At 73.2% G+C, this 22,583-nt stretch carries 19 protein-coding genes and 2 pseudogenes; 14 read left to right on the forward strand and 7 right to left on the reverse strand.

Translation table 11 applies throughout. The annotated features are described in order from the left end of the window. Positions 1-125 precede the first annotated feature (125 nt). Entirely contained in the window at positions 126-1,946 is a 1,821-nt protein-coding gene (locus tag ABZ861_RS13395) for a phosphatidylglycerol lysyltransferase domain-containing protein (protein WP_361628490.1), read from the forward strand. A gap of 386 nt (positions 1,947-2,332) precedes the next feature. Here ABZ861_RS13395 and ABZ861_RS13400 read toward each other — a convergent pair whose 3' ends face one another. The 4 genes and pseudogenes from ABZ861_RS13400 to ABZ861_RS13415 form a co-directional block, all read right to left on the reverse strand. Further along, the gene (locus tag ABZ861_RS13400; protein WP_361628493.1) at positions 2,333-3,817 is read right to left on the reverse strand and encodes a HAMP domain-containing sensor histidine kinase; all 1,485 of its coding nucleotides are present in this window, start codon (positions 3,815-3,817) and stop codon (positions 2,333-2,335) included. Further along, complete coding sequence (locus tag ABZ861_RS13405; protein ID WP_361628496.1) at positions 3,818-4,555, reverse strand: response regulator transcription factor; 738 nt, start codon at positions 4,553-4,555, stop codon at positions 3,818-3,820. 659 nt (positions 4,556-5,214) lie between these two features. Continuing rightward, a pseudogene (locus tag ABZ861_RS13410) lies at positions 5,215-5,742 on the reverse strand (CE1759 family FMN reductase); the annotation flags it as partial. Further along, the gene (locus ABZ861_RS13415) at positions 5,739-6,872 is read right to left on the reverse strand and encodes an LLM class flavin-dependent oxidoreductase (protein ID WP_361628675.1); all 1,134 of its coding nucleotides are present in this window, start codon (positions 6,870-6,872) and stop codon (positions 5,739-5,741) included. The pseudogene ABZ861_RS13410 and the gene ABZ861_RS13415, both read right to left, overlap by 4 nt. 268 nt (positions 6,873-7,140) lie before the next feature. Between ABZ861_RS13415 and ABZ861_RS13420 the strand changes: the two genes are divergently transcribed. From ABZ861_RS13420 to ABZ861_RS13450, 7 genes and pseudogenes are all read left to right on the forward strand, one after another. After that, complete coding sequence (locus tag ABZ861_RS13420; protein WP_361628499.1) at positions 7,141-7,479, forward strand: YnfA family protein; 339 nt, start codon at positions 7,141-7,143, stop codon at positions 7,477-7,479. A gap of 247 nt (positions 7,480-7,726) precedes the next feature. Continuing rightward, the gene (locus tag ABZ861_RS13425; RefSeq protein ID WP_361628502.1) at positions 7,727-8,503 is read left to right on the forward strand and encodes an SDR family NAD(P)-dependent oxidoreductase; all 777 of its coding nucleotides are present in this window, start codon (positions 7,727-7,729) and stop codon (positions 8,501-8,503) included. A gap of 230 nt (positions 8,504-8,733) precedes the next feature. Beyond that, positions 8,734-9,255, forward strand: a pseudogene (locus ABZ861_RS13430) (GNAT family N-acetyltransferase); the annotation flags it as partial. Positions 9,256-9,369: 114 nt separating this feature from the next. After that, on the forward strand, positions 9,370-9,525 hold the full coding sequence (locus ABZ861_RS13435; protein WP_361628505.1) for a hypothetical protein: 156 nt from the start codon (positions 9,370-9,372) through the stop codon (positions 9,523-9,525). A gap of 12 nt (positions 9,526-9,537) precedes the next feature. After that, positions 9,538-10,386 carry a helix-turn-helix transcriptional regulator gene (locus tag ABZ861_RS13440; protein ID WP_361628508.1) on the forward strand — a complete coding sequence of 283 codons (849 nt, stop codon included), beginning with the start codon at positions 9,538-9,540 and terminating at the stop codon, positions 10,384-10,386. A gap of 92 nt (positions 10,387-10,478) precedes the next feature. Continuing rightward, on the forward strand, positions 10,479-10,688 hold the full coding sequence (locus ABZ861_RS13445; RefSeq protein ID WP_361628511.1) for a hypothetical protein: 210 nt from the start codon (positions 10,479-10,481) through the stop codon (positions 10,686-10,688). 157 nt (positions 10,689-10,845) lie between these two features. Further along, the gene (locus tag ABZ861_RS13450; protein ID WP_361628514.1) at positions 10,846-12,024 is read left to right on the forward strand and encodes a methyltransferase domain-containing protein; all 1,179 of its coding nucleotides are present in this window, start codon (positions 10,846-10,848) and stop codon (positions 12,022-12,024) included. A gap of 115 nt (positions 12,025-12,139) precedes the next feature. On the opposite strand, the gene ABZ861_RS13455 is transcribed toward ABZ861_RS13450, so the two are convergent. Then, positions 12,140-13,333 carry an RtcB family protein gene (locus tag ABZ861_RS13455; protein ID WP_361628517.1) on the reverse strand — a complete coding sequence of 398 codons (1,194 nt, stop codon included), beginning with the start codon at positions 13,331-13,333 and terminating at the stop codon, positions 12,140-12,142. Between the two features lie 205 nt (positions 13,334-13,538). On the opposite strand from ABZ861_RS13455, the gene ABZ861_RS13460 reads away from it, so the two are divergent. The 3 genes from ABZ861_RS13460 (at position 13,539) to ABZ861_RS13470 (ending at position 17,031) form a co-directional block, all read left to right on the forward strand. After that, positions 13,539-14,390 (forward strand): DUF3558 domain-containing protein, encoded by an 852-nt coding sequence (locus tag ABZ861_RS13460; RefSeq protein WP_361628520.1) that lies wholly within the window; start codon positions 13,539-13,541, stop codon positions 14,388-14,390. Between the two features lie 118 nt (positions 14,391-14,508). After that, positions 14,509-15,444, forward strand: coding sequence for a DUF3558 domain-containing protein (locus ABZ861_RS13465; protein ID WP_361628523.1), 936 nt, complete (start codon positions 14,509-14,511; stop codon positions 15,442-15,444). A gap of 150 nt (positions 15,445-15,594) precedes the next feature. Next, positions 15,595-17,031, forward strand: coding sequence for a DUF2637 domain-containing protein (locus ABZ861_RS13470; RefSeq protein ID WP_361628526.1), 1,437 nt, complete (start codon positions 15,595-15,597; stop codon positions 17,029-17,031). A 154-nt stretch (positions 17,032-17,185) separates the two neighbouring features. On the opposite strand, the gene lysS is transcribed toward ABZ861_RS13470, so the two are convergent. After that, positions 17,186-18,919 carry a lysine--tRNA ligase gene (gene lysS, locus ABZ861_RS13475; RefSeq protein ID WP_361628529.1) on the reverse strand — a complete coding sequence of 578 codons (1,734 nt, stop codon included), beginning with the start codon at positions 18,917-18,919 and terminating at the stop codon, positions 17,186-17,188. A 238-nt stretch (positions 18,920-19,157) separates the two neighbouring features. Here lysS and argS point away from each other — a divergent pair, with 238 nt between their 5' ends. Further along, positions 19,158-20,921, forward strand: a complete 1,764-nt coding sequence (argS, locus tag ABZ861_RS13480) for an arginine--tRNA ligase (protein ID WP_361628532.1) — start codon at positions 19,158-19,160, stop codon at positions 20,919-20,921. A gap of 66 nt (positions 20,922-20,987) precedes the next feature. On the opposite strand, the gene ABZ861_RS13485 is transcribed toward argS, so the two are convergent. Then, positions 20,988-21,377 carry an ATP-binding protein gene (locus tag ABZ861_RS13485; RefSeq protein WP_361628535.1) on the reverse strand — a complete coding sequence of 130 codons (390 nt, stop codon included), beginning with the start codon at positions 21,375-21,377 and terminating at the stop codon, positions 20,988-20,990. Between the two features lie 130 nt (positions 21,378-21,507). On the opposite strand from ABZ861_RS13485, the gene ABZ861_RS13490 reads away from it, so the two are divergent. After that, positions 21,508-22,335 carry a helix-turn-helix transcriptional regulator gene (locus ABZ861_RS13490; protein WP_361628538.1) on the forward strand — a complete coding sequence of 276 codons (828 nt, stop codon included), beginning with the start codon at positions 21,508-21,510 and terminating at the stop codon, positions 22,333-22,335. Beyond that, the gene (locus tag ABZ861_RS13495; protein ID WP_361628541.1) at positions 22,332-22,580 is read left to right on the forward strand and encodes a DUF397 domain-containing protein; all 249 of its coding nucleotides are present in this window, start codon (positions 22,332-22,334) and stop codon (positions 22,578-22,580) included. Before ABZ861_RS13490 ends, ABZ861_RS13495 begins: the two co-directional genes overlap by 4 nt. Positions 22,581-22,583: the final 3 nt, after the last annotated feature.

Genomic DNA, 22,583 nt, shown 5'->3' on the forward strand with positions numbered 1-22,583 from the left:
CCCCTGTTCCTTACCTTTGACCTGAACAGTAGGGTCGGCTGCTGCCCGCCCTGGCGTTCAAGCGCCGCCCACTCCATCCGGTTCCGGTCGGTTTCACCGGCCCCCTTCGAGGTGACGTGTCACCCATGCCCGCTTTGAACTCGCTTCTCATCCCCACGCAGCGCGACTCCCAGCGCGGCTCTGACGGCTCCTCACGGAACCACATCGGGCCCCGCCTGCGCGCGCGGGCCGCCGCGGCCACCGTCTGGTACCTGCGGCTGCTCGCCGTGCTCAACATCGCCGCGGTGCTGTCGCTGCCGTTCCGCGAGAAGGTGCACGCGCACAACGCGGGCGAGTTCTTCACGCCCTATCTCGCCACCGCCGGCCTGGTCTCGGCCGCGCTCGCGCTGTTCCTGGCGATGGTGATGCGCCGCCGCAAGCGAGCGGCGTGGCTGTTCAACCTGCTGCTCGCCGGTCCGCTCCTCGCGCTCTACGCCCTCGCCCTCACCCAGGCGCGTTTCCGCGAACACGGCTTCAACTGGGTCTCCGCGGCGCTCACCGCGCTGTTCGTGGCCGCGCTGCTCATCGGGCGGCGCGAGTTCTACGCCATCGGGGACCGCTCCAACCCCCGGCTCGCGCTCGCCGTCGGCGTCGCCGGAGTCCTCGTCACCGGCGGCGTCGGCACCTGGCTGGTGGACGCCACCAACAAGGCGACCGGCGGCGCGTCCCTCGCCGACAAGCTCCTCTACGCCCTGCTGCGCGGCGTCAGCGTCGGCCCGCTCGCCGACCGCGTCCCCGCCGTGCACGCGCCCCGCTGGGTGGACATCACCATCAACGCCCTGATGGCGGCGACGTTCCTGCTAGTCCTGTACGTCTGCTTCCGCTCGCCCCGCGGCCGCGACCTGCTCACCGAGAAGGACGAGGCGAAGCTGCGCGAACTGCTCGACCGGCACGGCGAGCGCGACTCGCTGGGCTACTTCGCGCTCCGCCGCGACAAGGCCGCCCTCTTCTCCCCCACCGGCAAGGCCGCCGTCACCTACCGCGTGGTCGGCAGCGTCAGCCTCGCCTCCGGCGACCCCATCGGGGACCCCGAGGCGTGGCCCGGCGCCATCGACGCCTGGCTGGCCGAGGCCCACCGGCACGCCTGGACGCCCGCCGTGATGGGCGCCAGCGAGGAGGCCGGCACCGTCTACGCCCGGCACGGGCTGGACGCCCTCGAACTGGGCGACGAGGCCATCGTCGACGTCGCCGACTTCAGCCTGGAGGGCCGGGCGATGCGCGTCGTGCGCCAGGCGCACAACCGGGTGCGCCGGGCCGGATACACCGTCACCCTCCGCCGCCACGGCGACATCCCGGACGACGAGATGGCCCTGCTCGTCGCGCGCGCCGACCAGTGGCGCGACGGCGCCACCGAACGCGGCTTCTCGATGGCGCTCGGGCGGCTGGGCGACCCGGGCGACGGCCGCTGCGTGATGCTGGAGTGCCGGGACGCCGACGGCGAGCCGCGGGCGCTGCTCAGCTTCGTCCCGTGGGGCGAGCAGGGGCTGTCCCTGGACCTGATGCGCCGTGACCGGGACTCCGAGAACGGCCTGATGGAGTTCATGGTCGTCGAACTGCTGCTGCGCGCCGGGGAGATCGGCGCACGGCGGGTCTCGCTCAACTTCGCCATGTTCCGCTCGGTCTTCGAGCGCGGCGCCCGGCTCGGCGCGGGTCCGGTGCTGCGGCTGTGGCGCTCGGTGCTCACCTTCTTCTCCCGCTGGTGGCAGATCGAGTCGCTCTACCGCGCCAACGCCAAGTACCGGCCGGTCTGGGAGCCGCGCTTCCTGCTCTTCGCCAAGAGCGCGGACATCCCGCGCATCGGGATCGCCAGCGCCCGCGCCGAGGGCTTCCTGACGCCGCCGACCCTCCCCGCCTTCGCCCGGCGCCGGGGCCCGCGCCCGGCGGACACGGAGGTCGACGCGTCCTGAACGCCCGCTCCGGGCGGCCGCGCGGCCGCTGAGCGACGCGGGCGGGGGCTCACCGGGACCGCGGCGTTGTCGTGGACCGCCGGGCGCGCGCCGTGCCCGGCGGTGGCTCGGCGGCCGCACCGGGCGGTGGCCCGGCGGGTGCGCCAGGCGGTGACTCGACGGCCGCACCAGGCGTCCGCTCGGCAGTCACGCCAAGCGGACGCTCTCTGAGCCGCCGCATCCTACGCGCGCCGAGGCCGCTCCTCGCCCGACAGCCACGCCGGACAGCGACTCGGCCGCCGCGCTGCACAGCGGCTCACCTGCCACGCTGCACGGCTGCTCACCCGCCCTGCCGGACGACGGCCCGACAGCCACGCCGGACGGTGACTCGGCCGCCGCGCCGCGGCTCACCCCCCGGTCGGGCGTGGGCCGTGGCTCGTTCCCCTGGCGTCCTGGTGGCCGCGGTCCCGGTCGCGGTCGCGTTCCGCGCCGATCGTGAAACCGATCACCGCCCCGCCGCCCGCACGCCGGCAGGCGAACGGCGCGCCCCCGTGGGCCAGGGCGACCTCCCGCACGATGGACAGTCCGAGGCCCGAGCCGGGCAGGGAACGGGCGTCGGCGGCGCGGTAGAAGCGGTCGAAGACGCGCAGCAGGTCGCCCTCGGCGATCCCGGGCCCGCGGTCCAGCACCTCGACGCGGACGGCGCCCGGCCGGGCGGGCCCGAGGACGGCGATCTCGATGGGATCCGTGCCGCCGCGGTCGAACTTGGCCGCGTTCTCCACCAGGTTGGACAGGGCCCGCTGGAGCATGCCGGGGCGCCCGTCGGCCGTCGTGTCGCCGCTGGCCCGGACGGCGATGTCGCGTCCGGTGCGGCGGCGCGCGACGCCGGCCACCTCCTCCGCGAGGGAGGCGAGGTCGACGCGCTGCGGCGGCTCGGCGTCGGACTGCCCCGCCGCGAGGTCGACCAGTTCGTTGACGAGGTCGGTGAGTTCGCGGGCCTCCTGGGAGAGGTCCGCGACCAGTTCCTCGCGGCTGGCGGGCGGCAGCTCGTCGATGCGGCGCAGCAGCGAGATGTTCGTCCGCAGCGAGGTGAGCGGGGTGCGCAGTTCGTGGCCCGCGTCCTGGACCAGGCGGCGCTGGTCCTCCTCGGACTGGGCGAGGCGGCCCAGCATGCGGTCGAAGGAGCGGCCGAGGCGGGCCACCTCGTCGAAGCCGGTGACGGGCACCTGGATGCCCAGGCGCCGGGTGCGGGCGACGTCCTCGGCGGCGGAGGTGAGCAGGATCAGCCGCCGGGTGATGCGGCGGGCCAGCCACCAGCCGCACAGTCCGGCCGCGGTGACGACGGCGCCCATCAGAATGAGCGTGCGCTGCTGGAGCGCCCGCAGCAGGTCCTCGGTGTCGCTGAACTCCTGGGCGACCTGCACCGCGCCCCGGCCGCGGCCGAGTCCGACCGTCGCGATGCGGTAGGCGTCGTCGGCGACGGCCACGTCCCTGTACTGCACCGTCCGCCCGGCGTCGGCGGCGGACGCCACGGTCCGGTCGGCCGCCGTGACGGGCAGCTCGGGGCTGCCGTGGTCGACGATCTCGCCCCGGCCGCCGAGCACCTGCACGTCGGTGCGGCTGGGCCGGACCACGTCGTGTCCGGGCCGTGAGGAGATGAAGTCGTCGGGCGTGCTGGCGTGGCGCCGCACCTCGTCCTGCACGTCCTGCACGACCTGCGTGAACACCGACTGCTCGTCCACCCGCACCAGGCGCGCGGCCGAGTCGTAGGAGAGGATGCCGACGAGGATGGTGACGGCCGCGGTGACCAGGGCGAACGTCACCGCGAAGGTGGTCCTCAGCGACGACAGCCGGGGACGGGAGCGGCCCAGCAGGCGCGCGAGGCGGCCCACTCAGTCCTCCCGCAGCACGTACCCGACACCCCGGACGGTGTGGATGAGCTGCGGGGCGTCCGGCGCGTCGAGTTTGCGCCGCAGGTAGCCGACGTAGACGGCGAGGTTCTTGGAGCCGGGCCCGAAGTCGTAGCCCCAGATGCGGTCGTAGATGGTGGAGTGGTCGAGGACGATCCCGGCGTTGCGCACCAGCAGTTCGAGCAGCTCGAACTCGGTGCGGGTCAGCTCCAGTTCGCGCGGGCCGCGCCACACCCGGCGGGCCTGGAGGTCCATCCGGATCCCGGCGGCCTCGATCTGCCGCTCGGGCAGGTGCGCCTCCCGCGCGGGCGCGCCCTCGGCGGCGGGAGCGGGGGCCGGTACGGCGCCGGGCGAGCCGGTGCGGCGCAGCAGGGCGCGCAGCCGGGCGAAGACCTCCTCGACGTCGAAGGGCTTGACGACGTAGTCGTCGGCGCCGGCGTCCAGGCCGGCGATCCGGTCGGCGGTCTCGACCAGGGCGGTGAGCATGAGGATCGGGGTGTGGTCGCCCTCGGCGCGCAGCACCCGGCAGACCTGGAGCCCGTCGATGCCGGGCATCATCACGTCCAGGACGAGGACGTCCGGCGGGGTCTTGTGCGCCTGCGCGAGCGCCTCGACGCCGTCGGCGACCGCCGTCACCGCGTAGCCCTCCAGCGTCAGGGCCCGCTCCAGGGCGTGGCGGATGGCGCGGTCGTCTTCGGCGAGCAGCACGGTCTGAGGCACGCGACCAGTCTGCCAAGGTCAGGGCGGGGCGAGCCGGGCGGGCAGGGTGACGATCACCCTTTTTACCCGGCTCTCACCGACACGGCCGCACCACGCCTCTCCCGGCTCGGTGCCATGTGCCGCTTACGGTCCCGGCTCCACCTGCCGTTCACGGGCTTGACTTAGCCGCCCCTCACCGCCCCGGCTCCACCGGCTCTGACCGACCGGGCGCCGCCTGCGGCCTCTCGGCCCGGCTCCACCCGCCGCTCACGGACTCGGCCTCAGCCGCCCTTCACCGCCCCGGCCGGGGTCAGCCCTCCGCGCAGCGCGGCGAGCTGCTCCGCGAAGGGGACGACCGTGAACCCGCCGGTCCGGGCCTGATCGGCCCGGTCTTCGTCCACACGGCCCGACGCGGCGCCGTCTCCGGCCACACGGCGCCCGGCCGCCCCGTCTTCGTCCGCACCGCGCCCGTCCCGCCCCCGCTCGCCCGGGACGCGACCGCTCGCCGACGGCCCCGCCGCCTCGGCCACCCCGGAAGGCGCTCCGAGGACCGTCCCGGAAAGCGACCCGGAAACCGCCCCGGAGGCCGCCTCGGAAACCGCCCCGGAGGGCACCCCGACAACCGCCCCCGAAGGCACCCCGAGCACCGCTCCGGCAGGCGCCCCGAAAGCCGCCCCGGAGGACACCCCCCTCATCAGCGCCGCCAGCTCCCCCGCCGCCCGTTCGATCCGCTCGGGCAGCCCCTCCGCGCCCCAGTCCTCCGAGGCCGCGTAGACGCCGGTGGGCACGACCACGGCGCGCAGGTAGGCGAAGAGCGGGCGCAGGGCGTAGTCCAGGACCAGGGAGTGCCGGGCCGTGCCGCCGGTGGCGGCGACCAGCACCGGCTTGCCCCGCAGCGCGTCCTGGTCCCACGCCCCGAGCACGTCGAAGAAGGACTTGAACAGTCCGCTGTACGACGCCGAGAACACCGGCGTGACCACGATCAGCCCGTCCGCGCCGGTCACCGCGTCCAGCGCCCGCGCCAGGGCGGGGCCGGGAAAGCCGCTGGCGAGGTGGTGCGCGACGGCCACGGCGAGGTCGCGCAGCTCGATCACCTCGACCTCGACGTCGGCCCCGACGGCGCCGGCGACCGCGGCGGCCAGCCGGTCGCCGAGCAGACGCGTGGAGGACGGGACGCTCAGCCCCGCCGAGACGACGACCACCCTCATACCGCTGCCTCCTTCACTTCCCCAGTCGCTCCGTCAGCGGCTGCCTCGGTCGCCTCCCGCCGTCGCGCGGCCAGCAGCGACCCGTGGGTCGGCGCGTCCGGCACGCCCTCGGGACGGCCCTTGGCGAACTCCTCGCGCAGCACCGGCACGACCTCCTCGCCGAGGAGATCGAGCTGCTCCAGCACGGTCTTCAGCGGCAGGCCCGCGTGGTCCATCAGGAAGAGCTGGCGCTGGTAGTCGCCCGCGTACGCGCGGAAGGACAGCGTCTTCTCGATCACCTGCTGCGGCGAGCCGACGGTCAGCGGCGTCTGGGCGGTGAACTCCTCCAGGGAGGGCCCGTGGCCGTAGACCGGGGCGTTGTCGAAGTAGGGGCGGAACTCCCGCACCGCGTCCTGGCTGTTGGGGCGCATGAACACCTGGCCGCCGAGGCCGACGATCGCCTGCTCGGGGCCGCCGTGCCCGTAGTGGGCGTAGCGGGTCCGGTACAGCTCGATCATGCGCTTGGTGTGCTCGGCGGGCCAGAAGATGTGGTTGTGGAAGAAGCCGTCGCCGTAGTACGCGGCCTGCTCGGCGATCTCCGGGGAGCGGATGGAGCCGTGCCAGACGAACGGCGGTACGTCGTCCAGCGGGCGGGGCGTGGAGGTGAAGCCCTGCAACGGGGTGCGGAACCGGCCCTCCCAGTCCACCGTGTCCTCGCGCCACAGCCGGTGCAGCAACGCGTAGTTCTCGACGGCGAGGTTGATGCCCTGGCGGATGTCCTGGCCGAACCAGGGGTAGACCGGCCCGGTGTTGCCGCGGCCCAGCATCAGGTCCGACCGGCCGTCGGCCAGGTGCTGGAGCATCGCGTAGTCCTCGGCGATCTTCACCGGGTCGTTGGTGGTGATCAGCGTGGTGGACGTGGACAGCAGCAGCCGCTCCGTGCGGGCGGCTATGTAGCCGAGCATGGTGGTGGGGGACGACGGCACGAACGGCGGGTTGTGGTGCTCGCCGGTCGCGAAGACGTCCAGCCCGACCTCCTCCGCCTTCAGGGCGATGGCGACCATGGCCTTGATGCGCTCGCGCTCGGTCGGGGCACGGCCGGTCGTGGGGTCCGGCGTGACGTCGCCGACGCTGAAGATCCCGAACTGCATGGTCACTCGCCCTTCATTTTGTTCATCGTTCAACTATATGGGCAGAACGGCGCCCGCCCCGACGGTATTCCCCGGGCCGGCATTCCCCTGGCCCGGCACTCCCCCGGACCGGCCGGCCCCGCCCGGGAGGGGCGCACCGGCCCGCCCGAGCGAGAGGCGCACCGGCCCGCTCGGGAGGGGGGCACCGGCCCGCCCGGAACAGGTGCACAGCGCCCCCCGGGAGAGGCGCACGGGCGCCGCGCGACAGGCCGCGTGCCAAGCTGCCCGTATGCCGATCCTCCGTTCCGCCGCCCTGTTCGTCGTCGCCGCGCTCTTCGAGATCGGCGGCGCCTGGCTGGTGTGGCAGGGGGTGCGCGAGCAGCGCGGCTGGCTGTGGGCGGCGGGCGGCGTCCTCGCCCTCGGGGCGTACGGCTTCGTCGCCACCTTCCAGCCCGACGCCCACTTCGGCCGCATCCTGGCCGCCTACGGCGGGATCTTCGTGGCCGGCTCGATCCTGTGGGGCGTGGTCGCCGACGGCTACCGCCCCGACCGCTGGGACCTCACCGGTGCGCTGATCTGCCTGGCCGGCATGGCGGTCATCATGTGGGCCCCGAGGAACGGCGGCTGAACTTCGCCTAGGCTGGGAGAGACCGATCGCGCCGCCGGTCAGGGCGGCGGGGACAGTCGTGCCGCCGCCGGTGTCCAGGCGGCGAGAACAGCCGTACCGCGACCGCCCGGACACCGGACGCCGGACACCACCGGACGTCACACGACACCGGACACCACAGGACACCGAACACCGGACCGCACCAGACACCACCAGACACCACCAGACCCCACCGGACACCGGACACCGGACTCCCGAGGAGCAGCCCATGGCCAGCGCCGTACCGCCCGCCGCCTCCCGCGTCGCCGTCGTCACCGGTGCGAGCAGCGGCATCGGCGCCGCCACGGGCCGCCGGCTCGCCGCCGCCGGCTACCGCGTCGTGCTGACCGCCCGCCGCAAGGACCGCGTCGAGGCGCTCGCCGAGGAGATCAACGCCTCCGGCGGCTCCGCCGCGGCCTACCAGCTCGACGTCACCGACCGCGCGGCCGTCGACGAGTTCGCCACGGCCTTCCAGAGCATCGGGGTGCTGGTCAACAACGCCGGGGGCGCGCTCGGCGCGGACCCGGTCGCCACCGGCGACCCGGCCGACTGGCGCACCATGTACGAGACGAACGTCATCGGCACCCTGAACCTCACCCAGGCCCTGCTGCCCAAGCTGGTCGCGAGCGGCGACGGCACGGTGATCGTGGTCTCCTCCACGGCCGGACTGGGCACGTACGAGGGCGGCGCGGGCTATGTCGCCGCCAAGCACGGCGCGCACGTCCTCGCCGAGACGCTGCGCCTGGAGATCGTCGGGCAGCCGGTCCGGGTCATCGAGATCGCGCCCGGCATGGTCAGGACGGAGGGGTTCGCCCTGACCCGCTACGGCGGCGACGAGGAGAAGGCGGCGAAGGTGTACGAGGGCGTGGCCGAGCCGCTGACCGCCGACGACGTGGCGGACGCCATCGCCTGGACGGTCACCCGGCCCAGCCACGTCAACGTCGACCTGATGGTCCTGCGCCCGCGCGCCCAGGCGTCGAACACCAAGGTGCACCGCGAGCGCTGAGCCGCCCGCGCCGACGGACGCGGCCCCTGAACGCGACCGGCCGCCCCGGACGGGGGAGGCCGGAAGGCCGGGAGACGGCGCCTCTGGACTCGGCGCCTTGAACACGACACCCGGGACACGGCGCCCCCGGACACGACACCCCGGGACACGGCGCCCCCGAACACGCACCCCTGGAGACGACCATCGTGGACGGACACCCCTCCCCCGACGGGAGACCGGCCCCGGACGACGCCTCGCCGCCGCTGACCCACCGCCTGGCCGCCCCCGCCGACGCCGCCGCGCTCGTCCGACTGCGGGACGCCGCCGCGCTGTGGCAACTGGCCCGCGGCATCGACCAGTGGAAGCCGGGCGAGAAGGACGAGGCGCACTTCCGCACCCGCATGGAGCGCGGCGAGGTGTGGCTCGCCTGCGCCGGGGGCCGTCTCGCCGGCGCCTGGGAGCTGTGGTGGGAGGACCCCGACACCTGGGGCCCGCGCCCCGCCGACGCGGGCTACGTCCACCGGCTGATGACCGCACCGCACGCGGCGCCGCCCGGAACGGGCCGCCGGATGCTGGCGAAGGCAGAGTCCCGCATCGCCGCGGCGGGCCGCCCCTACGCCCGCCTGGACTGCCTGGCCGCCAACCGCCGCCTGCGCGCCTACTACGAGGCGGCGGGTTACACGGTCGTCGGCGAGCAGCGCGCGAAGACCGACGGCGCGGGCAGCCCGTACGCGGTCGCCCTGCTGGAGAAGCGACTGCCCGCCGGGACCTGACGGCTGGCCCGCACCTCGTGGCCGGGACCTGACGGCCTGAAGACCACGCGGACTTCTTTTCGACACGCACCCGTTCAGGGTGAGGGAGGGCGCACGGGGCGGGAGTGGGCGACCATGGTGAGCCGGGCGTGGCGTACCGAACCGGAGGTCGTGGACATGGTCAGCACAGCGGTCGAGACGATCGGGACGACGGCCGCACCGCACGACGGGCACGACGGGCACGACAAATACTACGAATACGCCGAGCACGCCGAGCACCAAGCGGTCTGACCGGTCCGCGCCGTGCCCGCAGCAGAGTCGTCAAGTGTGCAGGCGGCCCGGCAGGTCCTCGCCGATCGCCTTCGGGAGATGTGCGAGGACGCCGGGCTGGACGGCAGACAGCTCGCCGAAGCATGTGGTTGGCACCCGTCCAAGGTGTCCCGGATCTCCACCGCCAAGACCTCTCCGTCCGCCGACGACATCCGTGCCTGGTGCCGCGCGTGCGACAGAGAGGACCAGACGGGCGACCTGATCGCCTCGCTCCGCGCCGCGGAAGGCATGTGGGTCGAGTGGCGCCGGATGGAGCGCGCGGGTCTGCGGCGTGCCCAGGAGGCCGTCCGCCCGCTCTTCGAGCGCACGCGCCGGTTCCGGGCGTACTCCTCGTGGCTCGTTCCCGGCCTCCTCCAGACCCACGGCTACACGGAGGACGTCCTGCACGCCGTCCAGCGCCGCCGGGTCGCGGTCGACGACGTGGCCGACGCCGTGGCCGTCCGCATGGAACGCCAGCGCGTGCTGTACGAGGGCGACCGCCGCTTCGCGTTCCTGCTGGAGGAGTCGGTTCTGAGCAACGCGCTGGGCGGCGCCGAGGCGCAGCGGGAGCAACTGGAGCACCTGCGCACCGTCGGCTCGCTCCCCAACGTCAGCCTGGGCGTGGTCCCCACGGGGCTCCGTCGTCTCCGGATGCCCGTGGAGGAGTTCTGGCTCTACGACACGGCGCAGGTGAACGTCGAGCTGGTGTCGGGCTACCTGACCCTCACGCAGCCCCGGGAAGTGGCCATGTACGGCGAGGAGTTCGCGCAACTGGCGGACCTGGCCGTGTACGGCCCGAAGGCACGTGCGCTGATCACGGACGCCAGGGACGCCCTCGCGTAATCGACGTGCAACTGTGTGCAATCGCCTGGGAGCTGAGGCCCCGGCCTCCCTAGCGTGGTCGCGACGCGTACGACGTGCGAGGGGACGACCTCATGACCGACCCGCCGACCTATCCGCCACAGCCGGTCGAACTGCCGCTGAGCCTGGGAGCCGATCCGGAGCCGACGCCCGGATGCGACGTGTGCCGAGCCTTGGACGGCGAGCGAGCGGAGGCCCGAGCCAAGGGGGATCTCTCGAAGGCCACGGACGTGAACGTCGAGATCCGCAACCACGCGCACCACCCCGTTCGACGCACCGCCTGACGTGTTCCGCACGAACCAAGGGAGGCACGACGATGAACGGTCCGATCGTGAGGAACGGGGGCGACGGGGAGGACAAGGTCCCCGGTCAGCCCTGGACTCCGCCCCCGCCGCCGCCCCCGGACGGCGGCAGCCCCGAGGGCGACGGAAAGCACCGTAAGTGACGCTCACCCATGAGCAGGACGACCGCGCCGGCGACGAGCTGGTGCGGTCCCTCCTCGGCATCGGCGCCCTGACGCCCGAATGGGCCGAGGCGTTCAGGGCGGCGCCGCGCGCGCGGTTCCTGCCGGATCTCGTCTGGCCGTACGACATGGCCACCGGCCGCAGCGTTCGCGTCGCCCGCGGCGAGGACCCCGAGGCGTGGCAGCGCGCCGCGTACGCGGACGTTCCCCTGGTCACCCAGTGGGACGACGGCCGGCACACCGGCGGCGAGCCGGGCACGGTGGCGACCAGTTCCGCGAGCATGCCCTACGTCGTGGCCTCCATGCTCCGCGACCTGGACGTGAGCGACGGCATGCGGGTGCTCGAAGTCGGGACCGGCACCGGCTGGAACGCCGCCCTGCTCGCGCACCGGTTGGGCGGCTCGCACGTGGTCAGCGTCGAGATCGACCCGGCCGTGGCCGAGCAGGCCCGCGCCGCCCTGAAGCGCGCCGGACTCAGCCCGCAGGTGATCCGAGGCGACGGCGGGGACGGCTGGCCGGACGGGGCGCCGTATGACCGCGTGGTCGCCACGGCAGGCGTGCGCGCCGTCCCGCCGAGCTGGCTGGAGCAGACCCGGCCGGGCGGGATCGTCCTCGCCCCGTGGGGCGCCCACTACAGCGACCAGGACGCGCTGGTCCGGCTGACCGTGGACGAGGACGGAAGCGCGTCCGGCCCGTTCCTGTCCATGGTCGAGTTCATGAAGCTCCGGGCTCAGCGTCTCGACTGGAACCGCTTCCGCGGGCACGTCCCCGCCTTCCCGGGCGACGCCGACGTGTCCCGGACGCGGCTCACCCTCGCGGACCTCGGGGGCCGCTACACGTCCTCTCGGTTCGTGACCGGTCTCTGCGTCCCGGACTGCGCCCATGTCGTCAACGAGGGCGGCGACGGTGCCGCGAAGGCATGGTTCTTCGACCTCACGAGCCGGTCATGGGCCGCCGTCGCGTTCTCCGCCGACGAGCCGGACGCCGTGGTCTGCCAGTCCGGCCCGCGCCGACTGTGGGACGAGGTGGAGCGCGCTCTGACGTGGTGGGGCGAGAAGGGCAGGCCGGACCTCGCCCGCTTCGGCCTCACCGTCCGCCCGGACGGGACCGCCCGCCCGTGGCTCGACCGGCCGGCGGACGTGGTGGCCTTCGCCTGACCTCAGCGAGCGCCGGCCCCGCGCGGGAGCGCCGCCCCCCGCGAGGTCACCGCGCCCCGGCAAGGTCACCGCGCTCCCGCGAGGTCACCGCGCCCCCCGCGAGGCCCCCGCGACGTCAGCCCTTCACGCACACCACCTGCTTGAGCTGGGCCACCACCTCGACGAGGTCGCGCTGCTGGTCGATGACCTGCTCGATCGGCTTGTACGCGCCCGGGATCTCGTCGACCACGCCGGAGTCCTTGCGGCACTCCACGCCCCGCGTCTGCTCCTGAAGGTCCCGGGCGGTGAAGCGGCGCTTGGCGGCGCTGCGGCTCATCCGCCGCCCTGCGCCGTGGGACGCGGAGTGGAACGCCCTCTCGTTGCCCAGGCCCTTCACGATGTACGAGCCGGTGCCCATCGAGCCGGGGATGATCCCGAGGTCGCCGGCCCCCGCGCGGATCGCGCCCTTACGGGTGACCAGCAGGTCCACGCCGTCGTAGCGCTCCTCGGCCACGTAGTTGTGGTGGCAGGAGATCTCCTGCTCGAAGACGGGCCTGGCCTTCTTGAACTCCTTGAGGATCACGTCCTTCAGCAGCGCCATCATGATCGTGCGGTTGCGGCGCGCGTACTCCTGCGCCCAGAACAGGTCGCTGCGGTAGGCCGCCATCTGCGGGGTGTCGGCCACGAAGACGGCGAGGTCGCGGTCGACCAGGCCCTGGTTGTGCGGGAGCGTCTGGGCGACGCCGATGTGGTGCTCGGCCAGTTCCTTGCCGATGTTGCGGGACCCGGAGTGCAGCATCAGCCAGACGGCGCCGGTCGTGTCCGTGCACACCTCGACGAAGTGGTTGCCGGACCCGAGGGTGCCCATCTGCTGGTGCGCGCGCTCCCGGCGGAACCGGACCGCTTCGGCCACGGCGTCGAACCGCCCCCAGAAGCCGTCCCAGCCGGCCGTCGGGAACGCGTGCAGCCGCGCCGGGTCCACCGGGTCCGCGTGCATCCCCCGCCCCACCGGTATCGCCCGCTCGATCCGCGAGCGCAGCCGGGACAGGTCGCCGGGCAGGTCGCCGGCCGTGAGCGAGGTCCTGACCGCCGACATCCCGCAGCCGATGTCCACGCCGACCGCCGCCGGGCAGACCGCGCCGCGCAGGGCGATCACGGAGCCGACGGTGGCGCCCTTCCCGTAGTGCACGTCCGGCATCACGGCGAGGCCCTCGATCCAGGGCAGCGCCGCGACGTTGCGCAACTGCTGGAGGGCCGGGCCCTCGACCGTCGCCGGGTCGGCCCACATCCGGATGGGCACCTTCCCGCCCGGCATCTCCACGTACGGCATAACGTCCTCATTCCCCCGGAAAAGGCACAGAAGCTCTCAGAACTCGCTCATCGCAATAACGGCGCCAGGGTCGGCGAAACAGGGCATCGGACCGGCGTCCACGGCAGCGCGTGCGATACACATTGTCTCCGGCGGCCGCCCCCGTCCGGCAACCGAATAACCAGCGGGGACCGCGGACCGACCCACCTTCGAAGGGAGCCCGACCGTGCTGCGCAAGGCGTACGTACCCGGCGCTGCCGCGCTCCTCGCGGCGCTGCTGGCCGGCTGCACCGGCGGTTCGCAAGGCGACGGCCGCACGGACGACGCCAACCCCCAGGGCGACGGCACGACGACCGCCGCGGCCCAGCCGGGCAAGTACCGCACGCTCCCGGAGCCCTGCGGCGCGATCGGCCACGGCACGCTGGACTCGCTGCTGCCCGGCATCCGGCAGATCCGGGACGCCGACCAGCGGGACACGGCGTACCAGGGCGAGGCCGCGCTCACCTACGACACCGAACGCAAGGTCGGCTGCCGCTGGAAGGTGGACTCCGCGGAGGCCACCGACCGCCTGCACATCGACTTCGAGCGGGTCGTCTCCTACGACGACTCCGTGAGCGACGACAGCCAGGCGCAGACGGTCTTCGCCTCCCGCCAGGCCGCCGCGGACCTGCCCGCGCGGGCCGCCGCCCCCGCCCCCGGAGGACCCGGCTCCGCCGCTCCCAGCGCCCCGGCGTCCCTCTCCTCCGCCGCGCCGTCCTCCCCGGCCGCGCCCCCCACCGGCGCGCCCAGCTCCTCCGCCGACGGCGGCGCCGGCTCCCCCAGCTCCAGCCCGGCCGACCTCCAGCCCCGCACCCTGGACGGCCTGGGCGACGAGGCGTTCCTCGACGACCGGCTCGCCGGCTCCGGTTCGAGCGCCAAGCAGCGCACCGTGACTGTGGCGTTCCGCACGTCGAACGTCATCGTGACCGTCGAGTACGAGGAGCAGCCGGCCGCCCTCGGCGTGGTCCCGGACAGCGCGCAAATGCAGGACAAGGCAGGGAAACTGGCCGCACGGCTGGCCGACGCGCTGAGCGGTTGACCTCGCTTCCGGGCCACTTGACGGCGTGCCGCGACCCCCGTGAAGGGCGAACGCCCGGCTGGCGCAGCGCGTACCGTGGCCCCTCGGAACCGATCCGACCGCAGGAACCACCAGCGTGATGAGCGAAGGAACCATGCAGCGAGCAGCCCAGCGAGACCAGCGTGCCCGGCGTGACCCGCGAGCCGAGCGGCTGAACCGCGTCCTTGTCTGCGCGACGGCCGTCCCCGTGATGCTGCTGGCGGCGGCCTGCTCCTCGGACTCCAGCGCTGAGCCGGGCGACGGCGCCCAGCGGACGGCCGCCGCGGGCGCCGGGACGCCGACGGGTCCGAGCGCCTCGCCGACCGTCCAGGCGGCGAAGTACGCGAAGCTGCCCGGGGCGTGCGAGGCGCTCTCCGGCAAGACGCTGGACGCCCTGGTGCCCAAGGGGGCGAAGTCCGCCAAGGAGAGCCGCAGCAGCGACGCCTCCGCGCGCGCCGGCTGCGCCTGGAGCAGCCTGGTCAACAACGGGGTGAAGGGCTCTCAGTTCCGCTGGCTCAACGTCTCGTTGCTGCGTTTCGACTCCGACCCGGCGCGCGGCGCCGGCGACCGGCAGGCGCACACGTACTACGCGAAGCAGGTCCAGGACGCGAAGTCCACCGAGGGCGCGCAGAAGACGTCGTCCGTGCCGGTGTCCGGCACGGGCGACGAGGCGACGGCGGTGCGCTACGACCTGAAGAAGAAGGAAGGCGCCTTCAAGCAGCAGACGGTCGTGACCCGCGCGGCGAACGTGGTCGTCACCGTCGACTACAACGGCGCGGGCCTGGCCGGCGACAAGGCGCCGGACGCGGACGCCCTGACCAAGGCCGCCGAGAAGGCCGCCGAGGAGGCCGTGGCGGCGGTGTCCGAGGCCAACGGGGACGGCGGCGGCGCCTCGGGCGGCTCAGCCCCGTCCGGCTCGTCCTCCACGTCCCCCTCCCCGTCGGCCCCGAAGCCGAAGCCGAAGGCGACCTCGGGGCCGAAGGCGACCTCGGGGCCGAAGTCGGCGTCGGCGTCGCCGTCGAAGACGGCCGCCTAGAAGCGCTGACCGGAGAGACCGGAGAGGACAGCCGGATCGGGGCAATCCGATCCGGCTGTCCGCGCGTCGCACGAGTGTGCCAGTCTGTAGCGCGCAACAGCCCGCAAGGGGAGGGGAGTACGGGTGGCCGCGCCACTGAAGCTGACTCGGATGCACCGCGTTCTCATAGGCGTGGTCGTGACGGGCGCTGTGATCATCGCCGGCATCGGCTTCGCCGGCTCCTACGCGGCCGTGCGCGCGCTCGCCCTCAAGAAGGGCTTCGGGGACTTCAGTTACGTCTTCCCGGTCGGCATCGACGCGGGCATCTGCGTGCTGCTCGCCCTGGACCTGCTGCTGACCTGGATCCGCATCCCCTTCCCGCTGCTGCGCCAGACGGCGTGGCTGCTCACCGCGGCGACGATCGCGTTCAACGGCGCCGCCGCCTGGCCGGACCCGCTGGGCGTGGGCATGCACGCGGTGATCCCGGTGCTGTTCGTGGTCGCGGTGGAGGCGGCCCGGCACGCCGTCGGCCGGATCGCGGACATCACGGCCGACAAGCACATGGACGGCGTCCGCATCACGCGCTGGCTGCTCTCGCCGCTGCCGACCTTCCTGCTGTGGCGCCGGATGAAGCTGTGGGAGCTGCGCTCCTACGAGCAGGTCATCAAGCTGGAGCAGGAGCGCCTCGTCTACCAGGCCCGGCTGCGCTCCCGTTTCGGCCGCGCCTGGCGCCGCAAGGCCCCGGTGGAGTCCCTGATGCCGCTGCGGCTGGCCCGCTACGGCGTCCCGCTGATGGAGACGGCCCCTGCGGGCCTGGCGGCGGCGGGCATCGAGCCCGCGCTGCTCCCCCCGGCCCCGCAGCAGCCCCAGTTGCCGCCGGGCGAGCCGGTGGCCGCCGCGGGCGCCCTGGCGGCCGAGCCGGTCGCCGCCTCCGGCCCGGTGACGGCCGCGCCGGCCGCCGGACCCGTGGCGGCGGCTGGCCCCGCGGCCGAGGCGCCCGCCGCCCCGCGGCAGGCGGCGCCGCAGGGCGGACAGCTCGCCGGGCCCCCCGCGGGGGCGGCGCCGGACGAGCAGAGCCCCTGGTTCAAGTCCCAGCGGCAGGCGGACTACCACGGCGACTACGCCCCCGGCTACGGCCCCGCCCCGGACCCCCAGTACGTCCCGGAGGACGAGTACGGGGACTGGTACGAGGACCAGCAGCCGGAGGACTTCCAGCAACCACAGGACTTCCCACAGCCGGAGGACTTCCCGCAGGCGCGGGACTTCCCGCAGCCGCAGGACTTCCGGCGACCGGAGGACTTCCCGCAGCCGCAGGACTTCCCGCAGCCCTCCCCGGAGGACACCGGCGGCTTCCCCAGCCCGGTGGGCCCCAACCGCACCCGCGAACTGGGCGGCGGCGGAGGCGTGGTGGAGCCGGAGCCGACGGAGGAGGACCTCTACCTCGTCTTCCGCAAGTCGATAGACGGCGGTTACCCCACCGGCGCCCAGTTCCGGAGCGACGTCGAGGCGACGTTCGGCATCACCCTCTCCCCGAACGACGCCAACCGCATGGCCCTCCGCTTCGCCAACCGCCACAGCACGGAACTCCAGGAAGACCACATCGCCTGACCCCCGGCGGAGCGCCGACCCGCCTCGGCCCCGCCCCTCACCCGTCACCCGTCACCCGTCACGCCGAGGGGGCGCCCGGAATCCACCGGGCGCCCCCTCGCCGTATCCGGCCGCGCGGCGCGCGGCCGCGTGGCCGCCGCGTGGCCGTCCTGCGTTACTCCCCGAGCAGGGCCCGCACCCGCTCCTGGCCCACCGCGAGCAGCAGCGTGGGCAGGCGCGGGCCGGTGTCCCGGCCCACCAGCAGGTGGTACAGCAGCGCGAAGAAGGTCCGCTGGGCCGTCTTGATCTCCGGCGGCAGTTCCTTCGGCGTGGCGTCGGCGGAGAACCCGGCCTGCACCTTGGGCACGCCGTAGACGAGGTGGGTGAGCCCGTCCAGCGACCAGTGCGCGGCCAGCCCGTCGAGCAGCAGCCGCACCGACTGCTGGGACGCCTCGTCCAGCGACTTCAGCAGCTCGACGTCGGGCTCGGCGCGGACGACGGTGCGCTGGTCGGCGGGGACGTGCGCGTTGATCCACGCCTCGGCCCTGTCGTAGCGCGGGCGGACCTCGTCGAGCGAGGCCGGCGGGTCGGCCGGGTCCAGCTCGGTGAGGATGCGCAGCGCCTGGTCCTGGTGACCGGCGGTGACGTCAGCGACCGAGGCGAGCGTGCGGTACGGCAGCGGGCGCGGGGTCTTCGGCAGCTCGCCCGCGGCGGGGCCCGCCGCCCGGGTGTACGCGGCCACGTCGCCGGGCAGCGCGGAGCCGTCAGCGACCTTGGCCGCCAGCTTGTCCCACTCGTCGTACAGCCGCTGGATCTCCTGGTCGAAGGCGATCTTGAAGGACTGGTTCGGCCGGCGCCGGGCGTACAGCCAGCGCAGGAGCTGCGGCTCCATGATGGTCAGCGCGTCGGCGGGCGTGGGGACCCCGCCCCGCGAGGACGACATCTTCGCCATGCCGGAGATGCCGACGAAGGCGTACATCGGGCCGATCGGCTGCTCGCCGCCGAAGATCCCGACGATCTGCCCGCCGACCTGGAACGACGAGCCCGGCGAGGAGTGGTCGACGCCGGACGGCTCGAAGACGACGCCCTCGTACGCCCACCGCATCGGCCAGTCGACCTTCCAGACCAGCTTGCCGCGGTCGAACTCGCTGAGCCGCACCGTCTCGGAGAAGCCGCACGCGGTGCAGGCGTAGGTCAGCTCGGTGGAGTCGTCGTCGTAGGCGGTGACGACGGTGAGGTCCTTGCCGCAGCCGCCGCAGTACGGCTTGTACGGGTAGTAGTCGCCCGCGGCGGAGCTGCCGTCGTCCTCGGCGGCGGCGCCCGAGCCCTCCTCGGCCTCCAGCTCCGCCTCGTCGACCGCCTTCTGCTGCTTCTTGGCGGCCGGCTTGGCCTTGGTGCGGTACTGGGCGAGGATCGCGTCGACGTCGCCGCGGCGCCGCATCGCGTGCAGGATCTGCTCGCGGTAGGCGCCGGAGGTGTACTGCGCGGTCTGGCTGATGCCGTCGAACTCCACGCCCAGCTCGGCCAGCGGGCCGACCATCGCGGCCTTGAAGTGCTCCGCCCAGTTCGGGTGCGCCGAGCCGGGAGGGGCCGGGACGGAGGTGAGCGGCTTGCCGATGTGCTCCGCCCACGACGCGTCGACGCCCGCGATGCCGGCCGGCACCTTGCGGTAGCGGTCGTAGTCGTCCCAGGAGATCAGGTGGCGCGCCTGAAGGCCCCGGCGCCGGATCTCGTCGGCGACCAGGTGCGGGGTCATGACCTCGCGCAGGTTCCCCAGGTGGATCGGGCCGGAGGGGGACAGACCCGAGGCGACGACGACCGGTTTGCCAGGGGCCCGACGCTCCGACTCCTCGATGACCTCGTCCGCGAAACGGGAGACCCAGTCGGTGGTCTCGGTGCTCTGAGCCACGATCGTTACGTCCTCTGTGTCCGAAGGTTCTGTGGCGGTTCTCCGTGGGCGGCCGGTGCGGACGTCACGGCAGGAGCCATTGTCCCAGGCGGCGGCGCATCCGCGAAAACGCCTTCTCACCGCAGGGGACGGCCGCGGGCGGTCCCGGGTTGGGCGGCCGGGCGGAGAATTCGCTTTACCCCCCATGGGATACTGGCGGTGACGATCTGCCCCCACGAGGAGAACGGCACCCCTTCTTATGGCCTCGGTCACGTCCCTCACCGCCTCCGTCCACCAGCGCCTCGCGGACGCCCTGTCGGCGGCCCTGCCGCAGAGCGCCGACGCGGACCCGCTGCTGCGACGAAGCGACCGGGCGGACTTCCAGGCCAACGGGATCCTGGCGCTGGCGAAGAAGGCCAAGGCCGACCCCCGGGAGCTGGCGGCCCAGGTCGTCTCGCGGGTGGTCACCGGCGACGTGATCGGGGAGATCGAAGTCTCCGGCCCCGGCTTCCTCAACGTCACCGTCACCGACCGGGCGATCGTGGCGAACCTCGCGGAGCGCGCCGCCGACCCCGCCGGGCGGCTCGGCGCGCCCTACGCCGACCAGCCGGGCACCACGGTGATCGACTACGCCCAGCCCAACGTGGCGAAGGAGATGCACGTCGGCCACCTGCGCTCGGCGGTCATCGGGGACGCGGTGGTGCAGCTCCTGGAGTTCACCGGGGAGACCGTGGTGCGCAGGCACCACATCGGTGACTGGGGCACCCAGTTCGGCATGCTCATCCAGTACCTGGACGAGCACCCGCACGAGCTGGACCACAAGGCGTCCGCGGTGTCCGGCGAGGAGGCGATGTCGAACCTGGACCGCCTCTACAAGGCCGCCCGGCGGCTGTTCGACTCCGACGAGGAGTTCAAGACGCGCGCCCGGCGCCGGGTGGTGGACCTCCAGGCAGGCGACCCGCACACGCTCGCGGTCTGGCAGAAGTTCGTCGACGAGTCGAAGATCTACTTTTTCTCCGTGTTCGAGAAGCTGGACATGGAGGTCCGGGACCCGGACATCGTCGGCGAGTCCGGGTACAACGACATGCTGGCCGAGACCTGCCGCCTCCTGGAGGAGTCCGGCGTGGCGGTCCGCTCCGAGGGCGCGCTGTGCGTCTTCTTCGACGACGTCACCGGCCCGGACGGCAACCCGGTCCCGCTGATCGTCCAGAAGTCCGACGGCGGCTACGGGTACGCGGCCACCGACCTGTCCGCGATCCGCGACCGGGTGTTCCACCTCAAGGCGAACACCCTGCTGTACGTGGTGGACGCCCGGCAGTCCCTGCACTTCAAGATGGTCTTCGAGACCGCGCGCCGGGCCGGCTGGCTGGGCGAGGACGTCACGGCGCAGCAGCTCGCCTTCGGCACGGTGCTGGGCAAGGACGGCAAGCCGTTCAAGACCCGTGAGGGCGAGACGGTCCGCCTGGTCGACCTGCTCGACGAGGCGATCGAGCGGGCGTCGGCGGTCGTCCGGGAGAAGGCCCAGGACCTGTCCGAGGAGGAGATCGCCGAGCGGGGCGCCCAGGTGGGCGTCGGCGCGGTGAAGTACGCGGACCTGTCGACGTCGGCGAACCGGGACTACAAGTTCGACCTGGACCAGATGGTCTCGCTCAACGGCGACACCAGCGTCTACCTCCAGTACGCCTACGCCCGCATCCGGTCCATCCTGCGCAAGGCGGGCGAGGTCCGCCCGGCCGCCCGCCCGGAGCTGGAGCTGACGGCGGCGGAGCGCGCCCTCGGCCTGCACGTGGACGCGTTCGCGGAGGCGGTCCGCGAGGCGGCCGCCGAGCACGCCCCGCACAAGCTGGCGGCCTACGTGTACCAACTGGCCTCGCTGTACACGTCGTTCTACGACAAGTGCCCGGTGCTGAAGGCCGAGACGCCGGCCCAGGTGGAGAACCGCCTGTTCCTGTGCGACGTCACGGCCCGCACCCTGCACCAGGGCATGGCGCTGCTGGGCATCAGGACGCCTGAGCGGCTCTGACGCATCGTCCGGCTGTCGCGTTCACGCCCCGGCGGCGTGGGGGCGACAGCCGGTCGGCGGCCGTGGTCACTTGGCGAACTCGGCCCACACCAGCTTGCCCGGCGCCCGCTCCCCCACGCCCCACTTGTCGCTCAGGGCGGCCACCAGCAGCAGCCCGCGCCCGCCCTCGTCGGACGCGTCGGGGTCGTCCGGGATCACCGGCGCCCCGCTCCCGCTGTCGTGGACCTCCAGCCGCACCACGGCGCCGTCGTAGCGGATCCGCAGGAGGAATCCGCGCCCCGGCGGGACGCCGTGCACCAGCGCGTTGGTCGCCAACTCGCTGACGCACAGCGCCACGTCACCGGCTCTGGCCCACTCGGCCAGCCCCCAGTACCGCAGCGACCACACGGCGAACCGCCGCGCGGCGGGCACGGACCGGCGGTCGCGACCGTAGAGCTGGTCGCGCTGATAGGGCATTCTGCTTCGCTGAATCACCGGACGAATGTCGCGCACGGTCACTACGGTGGATCAGTGAGTGAACCCGTACGCGTGAGATGTACGGGTCCGCAAGGGTCGGCGCGGGCCGTACGGGGGGAGTGGAACCGGCATGAGCACCCGGAAGATGCCGCGGAAGAAGAACTTCTCGTCCATGAAGATGCTGGGCGCGCAACTCCAGGCGGCCCGGAAGGCGGCGGGTTACACGCAGCGCGAGCTGGCGGAGCTGTTACTCGTGGACGAGGAGACGATCGCGTCGATCGAGCAGGGCAGGCGGCCGCTGCTGCCGGACTTGGCGGCGCTGCTGGACGAAATCCTCGACACCAAGGGGATGTTGTCGGCGGGGGTGGCCAAGCTGCCGGAGATCGACCAGTTCCCGATGTACGCGGAGCAGTACATGGTGCATGAGCGAGAGGCGGTGACGTTGTCCTGGTACGACAACGCCGTGCTGCCCGGCCTGCTCCAGACCGAGGCGTACGCGCGGGCGGTTCTGAGCGAGCGTGTTCCAGCGTTCGACGAGGACGACCTCGCTGTCAGGGTCGCGGGCCGGATCGGCCGCCAGGACATCCTCCACCGCAAGTACCCGCCCACGACGAGCTTCATCGTCTGGGAGCCGGCGCTGCACCTGCGGATCGGCGGGGACGGAATCCGACACGAGCAGCTTCGCCACCTCCGTGAGTGCGCCGAACGACCGGGCCTCTCCCTCCAGTTCCTTCCCACGCGGACGCCCGCGAACGCTGGCCTGGACGGTCCGTTCATCCTGCTTGAGACTGCGGACCATCAGCACTTGGCGTACACAGAAGGACAGCGTGGCAGTCAGTGGGTCGCCGACTTGGACGAGGTGTCCGCTATGGCGCGCAAATATGCAATGCTACGGTCGCAGGCCATGACTCCTGGGGACTCGACGGGCCTGCTCGACCGTCTGCTAGGAGATCAATGAGCACCGCACTTGAGTGGTTCAAATCGAGCTACAGCGGCAGCGAAGGCGGTGCCTGCCTCGAAGTCGCCTACACCTGGAGAAAGTCGAGCTACAGCGGCAGCGAAGGCGGCCAGTGCCTGGAAATGGCCACCTGCCCCCACACCATCCACATCCGTGACTCCAAGCAGACCGACGCCACGGACGGCGCCCCCATCCTCCGGATGTCGCCCGCCACTTGGGCGACCTTCACCGACTCGCTGAAGTGACCG

It is taken from the genome of Streptomyces sp. NPDC046985 (genome assembly GCF_040644415.1).
Lineage (GTDB): Bacteria > Actinomycetota > Actinomycetes > Streptomycetales > Streptomycetaceae > Streptomyces.